The sequence below is a fragment of the Isoptericola hypogeus genome, assembly GCF_039531145.1.
Lineage (GTDB): Bacteria > Actinomycetota > Actinomycetes > Actinomycetales > Cellulomonadaceae > Isoptericola > Isoptericola hypogeus.
The window spans coordinates 498877-511041 of the sequence record NZ_BAAAPM010000005.1 but is presented as its reverse complement, the minus strand read 5'-3'; the positions used below and the strand labels follow the sequence as shown (position 1 = coordinate 511041).

The window sequence follows — 12165 nt, the reverse complement described above, 5'->3', positions numbered from 1 at the left end:
CGTGACCGTGAGGCTATATAGCGCTCCGGCGCAGAGGGGCCGAATCTCCACCCGCTCACCCGGGTGAATTCCGTCGCCCGGGGCGCGATCTGCGATCCGCGTCCGCCTCGGAGGGCCCGTCAGCGGAGCCGGTCGGGCCGCCGGGTCAGCCGCCGCGTCAGCCGCCGCGCCAGGCCGCGGACGACCGTCAGGTCGCTGCGCCGTACCCCGAGGAACGAGAGCCACGAGATCCCGTAGAGGCGGTGGATGAAGACGACGTTCAGTCCGCCGGCGACCATGTTCCCCGCGAGCGTCGCGAGCGCCGCGCCGACGGCTCCGAACGTCGGCACGAGCGCGACGAGCAGGCCGATGTTCAGGACGCAGGCGATCACCATCGAGATGCTCCGCGCACCGGGCCGGCCGCGCGCGCTCAGGCCGCTCCCGGCGATGGATCCGGGCTGCCCGAGGACGACCGCGACCAGCAGGATCTGCGCCACCAGGACCGAGCCTGAGAAGTCCGAGCCGAAGAGGGCGGGCAGCCACCAGGGCAGGGTCAGGCCGAGGACGAGAGCCCCGGTCGCGCTCGCGAGGGTCGTCAGGCGCGCGGTCGCGGCGAGCCGCTGGTCGTCGGACCGGGCGGTCTCGCTCACGAACGTCACGTCCCGGACTGCGCTGGTCAGGATGAGCGGCAGCTCGCTGATCGAGACCGCGACGACGTACAGGCCGGTCTGGACCACGTCCGACAACGGCGTCACCAGGGACTGGTCGATCCGCATGAGCAGAATCCCCGTGAGCGCCCCGACCCAGACCCGCATCCCGTAGGAGGCGATCTGCCGGGTCCGGACGGTGTCCTGCGGCGTCCCCCGACGTCGCAGGACGACGAGGTACGGCAGCCCTCCGAGGAGGGGTGTGCAGACGAGCACGAGCGTCGCGGTGGTCGGGGTGAGCGCGTCGAGCATCCACAGCGGCACCAGCAGGAGCAACCGGGCGAGCGAGCTGATGGTCTTCTCCATGGCGACGAACCGCCACAGCCCCAGGCCGTAGGCGACCCCGCGCAGGCACCCCACCAGCATGCTCGGCACCGTGGCCGCCGCCGCGATGATCATCAGCCGTTCGATCGCCTGGTCGCCGCCGCTGAAGAACGACGCCGCGAGGAGGCCCGCGGCCGCCGCGGCGGCACCGGTGACCGAGACCATGGCCGCGCTGCGGCGCAGGACGTGGCGCACCCGCCCGGGTGCGGCGGCGATGAGGTAGGTCGACGCCTCGGGGATGCCGAACATCGCGAGCGACGAGAGGAGCACGAACGGCGCCATCGCCGCCGCGACCGCACCGCGTCCGTCGACGGACAGGGCCTGCGCGAGCACCGGGCCGGTCACCACGGAGACGACGGCCGGCACGGCGTTGCCCATCGTCGTGACCGACACGGCCGACATCATCGACATCGGCCGGGCGAGGCCACGCCTCGCCGGGGCCCTGCCGGGGGCGTGCCGGTCAGCCATGGAGCATCCGCTCGTCGGCGTCGCCGAGCACACGCGCGAGGGCCACACCCGTCAGCGCCCTCGCGATCTGTCGGTCGTTGCCGCCACCGGCGACGTTCTTCGAGAACAGGGACCCGACGGCCCGACGCAGGATCTGCGGATAGTCGCGCGAGACGGTGCCCACCTGGGCCGACCTGATGCCCGACCCCACCGCGACGGCGTGCACCCAGAGATCGTCCGCCGTCGGAGCGACGTCGAGGAACCGGGTCCCCGCCTCGCGCAGCGCAGTCACCATCGGCGCGGGATAGATGATTCCCCCCACACCGGTGCACAGGGTCGCGAATCCCGGCCGGTCCGTGGTCTCGGCCACCCACCGCGAGTAGGGCGCGATCGCGCCGCCCTCGGCGACGATCCGGTGCGCGCGGTGCCCGTGGACGACCGTCGGGTCGTCCCGATGCGACTCGACCAGCTCCGCCAACCAGGACGCCGGGTAGAACGTGTCGTCGTCGGCCGTCGCGAAGGGTGACGTGCCGGCACCCGGCGCGACGACGTACGGGTACTGCTTCTTGTGCGGCCCCCAGTTCTCGCAGGCCGCGATCTCGAGCCCGCGTCGTCGCAGCCGGCGCAGGGTCGCGGGCGGGTTCGCGAGGACGTCCGGCTCGTCGATCCACAGGATCAGCCGCCGCGGCCGCGTGCTCCCGGCGCCGATGGACTCCAGCGCGAGGTAGGCGCTCGCCGTCCGGGAGCCGAACGTCGTGACGCACACGTCGACGTCGACGTCGCCCACGACCGACTCCCTGCTGAGCCGGTTGCGGACGCCGAACCTCGTCGCGAGCCCGACGCTCCGCAGCGCGACCGGCAGCGCGGCGCGGTCCGTCAGGAGCAGCCGGAGCAGGAGCCGGGGGATCGCGAACATACTGGGCAACCTAACCGCTCCGGCTCGTCCAGCGGCCCCCGTCAGCGGGCGAAATCGACGTCGTCCTCGGCACGTGCCGGCATGACCGCCGCCCAGATCGCCGAGTGATAGGCGGGGACCGAGAACCGCTCGCGCGCCTGGCCCGCCGCCCGCTCCGCCCTCGCACGGGCCCACCGGGGGTCGTCGAGCACGGCGGCGACCGCGCGGGCCAGGGCCGCGGGTTCTTCCGGTTCGACGAGCGTCCCGTCGACGCCGTCGCGCACCACCTCGACGAGCCCCTGGGTGCGGCTCGCCACGACCGGACGCCCGGCCAGCATCGCCTCGACGGCCACGTTCCCGAACGACTCGATCCGCGAGGGCACGATGACGACATCGGCGGCCTCGTAGCAGGGCCACGGGTCGACGTAGCCGAGGAAGTCCACCGCCCCGTCGAGGTCCGCCCGCGCGGCCCGGTCACGCAGCCGCCGCTCGAACCACTCGTAGCCGGCGAAGACCGCGCCGGCGAGCAGCAGCCGCACCGGCCTCCCTTCGTCGCGCAGCGCGGCGACGGCCTCGAGCGCGACGTCGGTCCCCTTCACCAGCGACAGCCGGCCGACGAGCACGACGGTGGCCGGATCTCCGGGCACGCGGTCCCGCAGCGCCCCCGTCGGGCGCCCGGGCTCCCCGACGCCGTTGTGCACCACCCGCGTGCGTGCGGCGAGCGCGGGCACCACGCCCACGACGGCGGCGCGCGAGGCGGCGGAGTTTGCCACCACCGCGTGCGCGGCGAGCAGCGGGGCGGCGAGCGCGGCGCGTACCGCCCACGGCCCGGTGTCCTCCGCCTCGTGCACGTGACACACGGCCCGCACCCCCGCGAGACGTGCCGCCGCGAGCCATGTCGGGATCGTCAGCGTGTTCACCAGGACGCAGCCGGCACCGGTCCGGCGGATCATCCGCAGCTGCCCCCGCAGGGCGGTCGCGGCGCCGACCGCCAGCCCGAGAAGCCCCCGCGAGCTGAGCATGGACCTGCGCAGGACCGGCACGTCCATGAGCAGGACGCGCGCGCCCGCGGCCCTCAGGACGGGGACGAGGGGGCCGTCGCCGGGCAGCGTCACGACGACCTGCGCTCCGCGTTCGAGGCACGCGCGGACGGTCTCGACCATCTGCAGGTCGCTGCCGTAGCACTCGGCGGAGGGGTGCGCGACGAGGACGACGTCACGCCCGTCGGGCGTGCTCGAGGTGTCGGACATGCACCCACTGTGCCGTCTGCGCGGCGCCCGCGACCCCGCGTGGCCGCCGGACGACAGGGATTCACCCGGTCACAGGGGGCGGCTACACCCGCGGACGCTCGTAGACGCTGGGGTCGAACTCGTTCCAGTCGACCTCGGACAGGAACGCGACGCCCACGAGGATGATCACCAGCCACAGCACGATCCAGATCGCGCCGAGCACGATCCCGGCGATCGCCATCCCCCTGCCCGACTCCCCCGTCCGGCCGACCCGGACCAGGCCGATGATCCCGAGCACGACGGGAATGATCGCCATCCCGAGGATCCCCGTCACGAGCGCCGCGACGGAGAAGCCGTCCGTGCCGCCCGACGGCGGGTGCGGGTACGGGTAGGGCGCCGGGTGCCCGTACGGCGCGGCCTGCGGATGCTGCGACGGACCCTGGTGCGGAGGTGGCGACTGGTGGGGGTGCGCGCCCGGGTCGTCGGGCCGCGGCCCGTACGGGTTCGGCGGCGTCCCGCCGTCGTGGCTCATGACGTTCCTCCTGCCCGGGTCGTCCACAGGTCTCGCGCACGATCCTCGTCCGGGACGACGCCGCTCGCGAGCCCTCCCGTCACACCTTCGTGTGGAACCTTCCCTGCGCGGCGAGGAGGCCCTCGACGAGCACCATCTCGACGGCGTCGGCGGCGTCGTCCACCAGGATGGGCAGGTCTTTGCGCTCGGTGGGCGAGAAGTCCTTGAGCACGTAGTCGGCGGTGTCCATGCGCCCCGGCGGGCGGCCGACCCCGACACGCACGCGCGTGTACTCGCGCGTGCCCAGCGCCTTGGTGATGTCGCGCAGCCCGTTGTGCCCGCCCTCGCCGCCGTCGACCTTGAGCTTGATCGTGTCGAACGGGATGTCGACCTCGTCGTGCACGACGAGCAGCCGCTCGGGCGCGATGCCGTAGTACTTCACGAGCCCCGACACCGGGCCGCCGGAGGTGTTCATGTACGTCGTGGGCTTCGCCAGCACGACGCGCGGCCCGGGCGCCCCGCCGGGCAGGACGCCGAGGCGCCCCTCGGCGACGGCCGCCTGCGCCCGCGGGTGCTTCGAGTAGCGCGCGCCGGCCCGCTCGGCGAGCAGGTCGAGCACCATCTGCCCGACGTTGTGCCGGTTGCCCGCATACTTCGGGCCGGGGTTGCCGAGCCCGACGACGAGCCACGGGGTGTCGGTCATCTGGGGTGCGTTCCTCTCGGTGCGGGCGTCCGGGCGTGCGAAGGGCGCCCGGACCAGACGGTACCGGGCGCCCTCTGCGTGGTGCGGCGGATCAGCCCTCGGTGGACTCGGCGGCCTCGGCCGACTCCTCGGTGGCGCCCTCGGCCTCGGCCTCGGCCTCGTCCTCGGCGGCGACCTCGGCACGCGGCTCGGAGACGGCGACGACCGCGGCGGCGGGGTCGGTCAGCAGGATGACGCCCTGCGGGAGCTCCACCTCGCCGGCGGTGACGTGCGAGCCGGCCTCGAGGCCCTCGATCGACACGTCGACGGACTCGGGCAGGTGGGTGGCCTCGGCCTCGACCGACAGGGTCTGCGCCTCGACGAAGTGGATGGTGCCGGGGGCGGACTCGCCCACGACGTTCACGGTGATGTCGACGGCGATCTTCTCGCCGCGCTTCACCAGCAGCAGGTCGACGTGCTCGATGGTGCCGCGCACGGCGTCGCGCTGGACGTCCTTGGCGACGGCGAGCTCGTTGGTGCCCTCGACCTCGATCGAGAACAGCGCGTTCGACTGGCGCATGGCGAGCATGGTCGCGTGGCCCGGGAGGGTGATGTGGACCGGGTCGGTGCCGTGACCGTAGAGGACGGCGGGGATCTTGTTCTCTCGGCGGATGCGGCGGGCGGCGCCCTTGCCGAACTCCGTGCGGGCCTCGGCGGCGAGCTTGATCTCGGACACGTGGATCACTCCTGGAAGGTCTGTGCGTGCCGACGGCCAGAGGGAGACGTCGGCTGGTCCTCGAGGTGTGGGGCGCCCCGCGGACCGGCGGCTGCGTCGGCGTGGGACACATGACGGACGCGACCGAGGACGCGCCGCGGGGACCGCGCGAGAGCACGGTGCACCGAGGCCGCCCAGTCGATCACGGAAATCCGACGGATCCTGCTCTGAGGGTGCGACCTGGTCGCTGCAAGAAGCTTGCGTGGACCGGCGCCCGTCAGACGTCCCTCGCCGAGGCAACCGGACGAGTATAGCCCCACGCGGGCCGGGCGGTCAGGCCCTCCGGGTCCGATCGTCCGTCGGGTCCGTCACGCCGGCCGCGTCGGGCGCCCCGCCGCGGCGGGCGGCGCGGGGGCCGGACCGCCGCGGCCGGTAGACCACCTGCGCCTGGAAGACGAACCGCACGACGAACGCCACGAGGATGAGCAGGGCCTGCACGACCTCCGGGTGCCACAGGGCTGCCTCGACGATCCACCACAGCAGCAGCGTGCGCACGACCGCCTCGGTGCCGTTGAATGCGAAGGACCGCACGAACCGGCCCCAGAAGCCGTACGCGCCGTCGCGCAGGTCGCCGAAAACGAACCGCTCCTGCAGCAGGAAGTTCGTGACGATCGTCAGCCCGTTGGCGACGACCACGGCGGGCAGGTAGTGCACGCCCACACCCTGCAGCGCGGCGAGGATCGCCAGGTTCAGCACGGCCCCGACCGCCCCGATGAGCGCGAACGGCGACAGTCGCCCGAACCGCAGCAGCGTCAGCTGCTGCACGTACCGCAGCCCGTTGGCGACGGTCGCCTTGGAGCGCCCGGCGAACCGCTCCCCGAAGACGAACGGCACCTCGGCGACCCGCAGGCGCTGCCGGGCGAGGACCTCCAGCAGGATCTTGAAGCCCCGCGGGCGCAGCGCGGCGACGTCGACGGCGCCGGGACGCAGCACGAAGAACCCGGTCATCGGGTCGGAGACGTCGCGCAGCTTCACGGGGAACATCGACCGGGCCAGCAGCCCGGATGCCTTCGACACCCACCGGCGCCACGGCCCGTCCAGCCCGCCCGCGTCCCCGCGGCCGGTGTACCGGGAGGCGACGACGACGTCGGCGCCCGTCTCGCGGGCGGTGGTCAGCAGTAGCGGGACCATCTCCGGCGGGTGCTGCAGGTCGCCGTCCATCACCACGACGCGCTCGCCCGCCGCGGCCTCCAGCCCGGCCACCACCGCCCCGGACAGCCCGCCGTCGGGCCGGGCACGGTGGATCACCCGGACCGGGAGCGCGGAGCGCGCGGCGACGTCGGCGATCACCGCCGGTGTGTCGTCGGTCGAGTCGTCGACGAAGAGCACCTCGGCGCCGCCGGGCACGACGTCGCCGTCGAGCGCCGCCGCGAGCCTGGTCACGAGCTCCGCGACGTTCGGTCCCTCGTTGTACGTGGGGACCACCACGGTCACGTCCACAGAGCGCCTCCTTCGCTCGGACAGCCTACGGCCCACGGGGCCCGGGTACGCCCGCCGTCGGAGCCCGCCGATACCCTGGCGACATGCCCATTCTGACGGCAGACCACGACCCGCTTGCCACTCCTCTCTACTCGATGCAGGAGGCGGCAAGGATCGTCGACATGCCCGCGAACACGTTCCACACATGGGCGCGCGGGTACCGCTACAAGGGCATCGACGGCACACAGCACGACATCGACGCTCTGATCACCACCACGGGCGTCGGACGGGGTCCCGTGGTCCCGTTCGTCGGTCTCAGCGAGGCTTACGTGTTGAACGCCTTCCGGGGTGCGGGTGTCCCGATGCAGCGCATCAGGCCGGCGCTCTCGAAGCTTGAAAGCGAGTTCGGAATGCACGCGGCCCTGGCGAGCGAGCAGCTCAAGACCGACGGCGCCGAAGTTCTCTGGGAGTTCGGCGAGGAGACCGACGACGCCGAGCTGCGCGACAGCCTCGTCGTCGTCCGCAGCGGCCAGATGGTCTTCCGTGACGTGATCGAGAAGTACTTGCGGACGATCACGTATGTCTACGGTCGAGTGTCCTTGATTCGGCTTCCCCAGTTCGTCCCCGAGGTCGTAGTCGACCCTGAGCGCAACTTCGGTCAACCGACGCTCGCGCGGCGGGGGATCCGTGTCGCGGATGTCCGAGCTCGGCTCGACGCGGGAGAACCGGCCGATCAAGTCGCGGACGATTTCCGGCTCGAGCTCGCCGACGTGCTCGCGCTCGCCGCCTGAAGCATGCGCGGCCGGGACGTGTCCCCGCGGTTCTTCGTCGACCGCAATCTGGGCTCGGTCATCATCCCTGATGGGCTCCGGTCAGCAGGTTGGGACGTGACCACCATGGACGACCGATACGGCGTGGACGTCAGTCAGAGCGTCTCGGACGTCGACTGGATCCGGGAGGCCACCCAGCGAGGCGAGTTTCTCCTTACCAAGGACGTCCGGATCGCGCGCAATCCCGTGGAGGCGCGGATCGTCCACATGTGCGATGCCCGCGTGTTCACGATCACCAACCAGCGCATCCCGGCACCCACTGCTCTCGAGTGGCTCGTACGGCACCAAGCGGCGATCTTCGTTGGGCGGCACGTACCAATCCGCCGTTCGTCCTCGGATCTATGAGCACCAGGTACGGCGAATCGCGCTGAACTATCCGTGAGCGCGCCGCCCTCGTCACGCGGGTGGCGCGCTCACGCATCGACGCTCAGGCGTTGCCGTCGAACAGGCTGGTCACGGAACCGTCGTCGAACACCTCGCGGATGGCGCGGGCGACCAGCGGCGCGATGGACAGCACGGTAAGGCTGTCGAACCGCTTGTCGGACGAGATCGGCAGCGTGTCGGTGACGACCACCTCCGAGGCGCCGCACTCGGCGAGGCGCTGCGGGGCGGGGTCCGAGAGCACGCCGTGCGTGGCGGCCACGACGACCGACCGACCGCCGGCCTCCTTGATGACCTTGACGGCCTCGGCGATGGTGCCGCCGGTGTCGATGAGGTCGTCGACGAGCACGCAGTCGCGGCCCTCGACGTCGCCCACCACGCGGTTGGCGACCGCCTGGTTCGGCCGGGTGACGTCGCGCGTCTTGTGCACGAACGCGAGCGGGCAGCCGCCCAGCTTCGCGGCCCACTGCTCCGCGACGCGGATGCGGCCGGCGTCCGGCGAGACGACGGCGACGTTGGACAGGTCCACGCGGGTGCGCACGTAGTCGACCAGGACCGGCATGGCCCACAGGTGGTCGACCGGGCCGTCGAAGAAGCCCTGGATCTGCGGCGTGTGCAGGTCCACGCTGAGGACCCGGTCGGCGCCGGCGGTCTTGAGCATGTCCGCGACGAGGCGGGCCGAGATCGGCTCGCGACCGCGGCTCTTCTTGTCCTGGCGCGCGTAGGCGAAGAACGGCGCCACGGCGGTGACCGAGCGCGCCGAGCCCCGCTTGGCGGCGTCCACCATGAGCAGCTGCTCCATGAGCCACTGGTTCACCGGCGCGGTGTGGCTCTGCAGCAGGAAGATGTCGGACCCGCGCACCGACTCGCTGAACCGCACGTACGTCTCGCTGTTCGCGAAGTCGTAGGCCGAGACGGGGAGCAGCTCGATGCCGAGCTCCTTGGCGACCGCCTCCGCGAGCTCCGGGTGCGCTCGGCCCGAGGCGAGGACGAGGGTGCGCTCACCGGTTCCGGGGATGAAGTTGTTCATCGCTGCGTGCTTCCTTCGTCATCGGTGGCGGGGGTGCGTGCGGGGTCGACCACCGGGACGGCCCCGGTGAGGGCATTGTGCTCGGCGAGCTGGCGCTGCGCCTGCGCGCCGAGCCCCGGGCCAGACTGCTGGCCGTTCGTGGTGTCGGTCTGGGCCCGGGCGGCGGCCTCGGCGGCCGGTGTCCCGGGCCAGCGGCGCTCGACCCAGCCCTCGACGTTGCGCTGCTGCGCACGGGCGACGCCGAGCGAGCCGGCGGGCACGTCCTTGACGATGACCGAGCCGGCCGCCGTGTACGCGCCGTCGCCCACGGTGACCGGCGCGACGAACATGTTGTCGGCGCCGGTGCGGGCGAACGAGCCGATGACCGTGCGGTGCTTGGCCACGCCGTCGTAGTTGACGGTGACGGACGCGGCGCCGATGTTCGTGTGCTCGCCGATCGTCGTGTCGCCGACGTACGACAGGTGGGGCACCTTGGAGCCCGCGCCGATCTCGGAGTTCTTCGTCTCGACGAACGTGCCGATCTTGCCGTGGGTGCCCAGCACCGTGTTGGGGCGCAGGTAGGCGAACGGGCCCACCGTGGCGTCCGCCCCGATCACGGACAGCGAGCCGTGCGTGCGCACGACGGTCGCGCCCTCGCCGACCTCGACGTCGGTGAGCGTGGTGTCGGGGCCGATCGTGGCGCCCGAGGAGACCTTGGTCGCGCCGTGCAGCTGCGTGCCGGGCAGGAGCGTGACGTCGGGGGCGAGCTCGACGTCGACGTCCACCCAGGTGGTGGCCGGGTCGACGACGGTGACGCCCGCGCGCATCCATTCGGCCAGCACGCGGCGGTTGAGCTCGGCGCCGAGCGTCGCGAGCGCGACGCGGTCGTTGACGCCCTCGACCAGCATCGGGTCGTCGCTGAGCAGCGCGCGCACCGACCCGCCCTCGGCCCGGGCCGAGGCCACGACGTCGGTGAGGTAGACCTCGCCCTGCGCGTTGTCCGTGCCGAGGCCGCCGAGCCCGCGGCGCAGCGTCGCGGCGTCGAAGACGTAGACGGAGCTGTTGATCTCGCGGAGCTCGCGCTGCGCGGGAGTGGCGTCCTTGTGCTCGACGATGGCGAGCACGTCGCCGGTGCCCTCCTCGCGGACGATGCGCCCGTACCCGGTCGCGTCGGCGACCTCGGTGGTGAGGACGGTGACCGCGTTGCCGTCCGCGTGGTGCGCGGCCAGCAGCTCGCCGAGGGTGGCGCCGTCGAGCAGCGGGATGTCGCCGGCGAGCACCACCACGGAGCCGTCGAGGCCGTCGCCGAGCGGGTGGTCGCCGCCGTCGGCGTGGTCGGCGTGCAGCTCGTCGTCCACCGCGTCGTCGTGCACGAGCTGCGCGGCGCGGCCGGCGTGGGCGCGCGCGTCCAGCGCGTCGAGCGCGCACTGCACGGCCCGGCCGGTGCCGGGGACCTCGTCCTGGTCGACGACGAGGGCCGCCGGGTCGAGCTGCGCGGCGGCCGCGGCCACCTGGTCGCGCTCGTGCCGCACGACGACGGCGACGTGCCACGGGTCGAGCTCACGGGCAGCCGTCATCGCGTGCCCCAGCATCGTGCGCCCGCCGAGGGCGTGCAGCACCTTCGGCACGGACGACTTCATGCGCGTGCCCTGCCCTGCGGCGAGGACGACGACCGCGGCGGGCCGCGGGGGCGCTCCGTCCGCGCCGTCCTGGGCCTGTCGAGGGGCGCCGTCCTGAGCCTGTCGAAGGGCGCCGTCCTGAGCCTGTCGAAGGGCGCCGTCCTGAGCCTGTCGAAGGGCGCCGTCCTGAGCCTGTCGAAGGGGAGTGCCGGGGGCGTCGGGCGTTCCTGCGGTCGAGCCTGTCGAGACCACGAGTGCTCCGTCTCTTCTCGGGTGTGCACGTGCTCCGCCCCCAGGACTCGAACCTGGACCAAGGGCACCAAAAACCCTTGTGCTGCCGATTACACCAAGGCGGAACGGGCGCCGGGCCGGCGTCCGCGCGTCGTGGCGCGACCACCCCGGGCGTCCGTCCTCAGTCTGCCAGGTCACGGGCACCGCCCTCGCGCTCTCCGGACGAAGCGGACAGCCCGCGGCCGTGGCGCGCGCCACACCCCGCCCACTCCCCCGGCCCGACTGCAACGTGCGTGCGCCTCAGTCGGGTTGTCTGTCGACCGAGTCTGCGGTTCCGCTGCGGGCGCGTGCCTCGTCCCTCGGCCCCCACCCTCCGCTGCACCTCCGCCTCAGTCGGTGACGACGATCCCCAGCTCCTGCGCCAGGGCGGGTGCGAGGTGGCCGAGCTGCTCCTGGTCGATCGTGGCCCCGCGGAGCGACCCGATGCCGCCGAGCTCGTCGATCCGGGCGCCGCGCAGGTCGACGTCCAGCAGCGTCGAGGCCTGGACGTCGAGTCGTCGCACGCGGGTGCCCGTGAACGCCATCCGCCGCACCGTGGCCTGCACCAGGTCGAGCTCGTCGATCGTGCAGTCCGTGAAGGCGACGTCCTGCAGGTCGGCGCCGCGCAGGTTGACGAAGCTCAGCTTGCAGCCGACGAAGCGCACCGACTGCCACGCCGACTCGTACAGCTCGGCCGACCCGAGCCGCCCGCCCGTGACCTCGACGTCCCGCCAGCGGCCGCGCACGCCCTTCAGCACCGGGACGTCGAGCCGTTCCAGCGCCACCTCGGCCAGGGTCGCGGCCCGCAGGTCGACCTGCGGCGCCCGCAGGCCGTCGAACCGCGAGGAGTAGACGCTCGCGTCCCGCAGGTCGACCTCGTCGAGGTCCAGGCCCGTGAACGCGAAGCCCTCCAGGTCGACGTCGCGGGTGAGGTCGTACCGGTCGCCGGGCGCGAGGTCGGCCAGGACGACCGGGTCGACGACGGGCGGCGCGGGGTCGTTCTTCCTGCTCGGCATGGTCGCCAGCGTAGAGCGGGCACAATGAACCCATGCCTGCCGACCCGCGCCCGTCCAAGCGCCAGCCGCGTG

Annotated in this window: 12 protein-coding genes and 1 tRNA gene; 2 read left to right on the top strand and 11 right to left on the bottom strand. The window is 72.9% G+C overall.

The genetic code is table 11. The features are described 5' to 3' along the window. Positions 1–119: 119 nt before the first annotated feature. The 7 genes from ABD254_RS14950 to ABD254_RS14920 form a co-directional block, all read right to left on the bottom strand. Positions 120–1403 (bottom strand): oligosaccharide flippase family protein, encoded by a 1284-nt coding sequence (locus ABD254_RS14950; RefSeq protein WP_344249214.1) that lies wholly within the window; start codon positions 1401–1403, stop codon positions 120–122. 67 nt (positions 1404–1470) lie between these two features. After that, positions 1471–2373, bottom strand: coding sequence for a hypothetical protein (locus ABD254_RS14945; RefSeq protein WP_344249213.1), 903 nt, complete (start codon positions 2371–2373; stop codon positions 1471–1473). A 41-nt stretch (positions 2374–2414) separates the two neighbouring features. Beyond that, the gene (locus ABD254_RS14940; protein WP_344249212.1) at positions 2415–3602 is read right to left on the bottom strand and encodes a glycosyltransferase family 4 protein; all 1188 of its coding nucleotides are present in this window, start codon (positions 3600–3602) and stop codon (positions 2415–2417) included. An 82-nt stretch (positions 3603–3684) separates the two neighbouring features. After that, the gene (locus tag ABD254_RS14935; protein WP_344249211.1) at positions 3685–4113 is read right to left on the bottom strand and encodes a DUF4190 domain-containing protein; all 429 of its coding nucleotides are present in this window, start codon (positions 4111–4113) and stop codon (positions 3685–3687) included. Positions 4114–4192: 79 nt separating this feature from the next. Then, positions 4193–4795, bottom strand: a complete 603-nt coding sequence (pth, locus tag ABD254_RS14930) for an aminoacyl-tRNA hydrolase (RefSeq protein ID WP_344249210.1) — start codon at positions 4793–4795, stop codon at positions 4193–4195. A 91-nt stretch (positions 4796–4886) separates the two neighbouring features. Further along, positions 4887–5510, bottom strand: coding sequence for a 50S ribosomal protein L25/general stress protein Ctc (locus tag ABD254_RS14925; RefSeq protein WP_344249209.1), 624 nt, complete (start codon positions 5508–5510; stop codon positions 4887–4889). A gap of 312 nt (positions 5511–5822) precedes the next feature. Next, positions 5823–6989 (bottom strand): glycosyltransferase, encoded by a 1167-nt coding sequence (locus ABD254_RS14920; protein ID WP_344249208.1) that lies wholly within the window; start codon positions 6987–6989, stop codon positions 5823–5825. Positions 6990–7072: 83 nt separating this feature from the next. Between ABD254_RS14920 and ABD254_RS14915 the strand changes: the two genes are divergently transcribed. Further along, positions 7073–7759: a DUF433 domain-containing protein gene (locus ABD254_RS14915; RefSeq protein WP_344249207.1), complete on the top strand. Its 687-nt coding sequence runs from the start codon at positions 7073–7075 to the stop codon at positions 7757–7759. A 3-nt stretch (positions 7760–7762) separates the two neighbouring features. After that, a complete protein-coding gene (locus ABD254_RS14910) occupies positions 7763–8143 on the top strand; it encodes a PIN-like domain-containing protein (RefSeq protein WP_344249206.1) in 381 nt (126 codons plus the stop codon). 82 nt (positions 8144–8225) lie between these two features. On the opposite strand, the gene ABD254_RS14905 is transcribed toward ABD254_RS14910, so the two are convergent. From ABD254_RS14905 to ABD254_RS14890, 4 genes are all read right to left on the bottom strand, one after another. Next, entirely contained in the window at positions 8226–9209 is a 984-nt protein-coding gene (locus ABD254_RS14905) for a ribose-phosphate diphosphokinase (RefSeq protein ID WP_344249205.1), read from the bottom strand. After that, a complete protein-coding gene (glmU, locus tag ABD254_RS14900; protein ID WP_425553813.1) occupies positions 9206–10828 on the bottom strand; it encodes a bifunctional UDP-N-acetylglucosamine diphosphorylase/glucosamine-1-phosphate N-acetyltransferase GlmU in 1623 nt (540 codons plus the stop codon). The genes ABD254_RS14905 and glmU overlap by 4 nt, the downstream gene beginning before the upstream one ends. 263 nt (positions 10829–11091) lie before the next feature. Beyond that, positions 11092–11163: transfer RNA gene (locus ABD254_RS14895), tRNA-Gln, on the bottom strand. A 264-nt stretch (positions 11164–11427) separates the two neighbouring features. After that, entirely contained in the window at positions 11428–12093 is a 666-nt protein-coding gene (locus tag ABD254_RS14890; protein ID WP_344249203.1) for a pentapeptide repeat-containing protein, read from the bottom strand. Between the last annotated feature and the right edge of the window lie 72 nt (positions 12094–12165).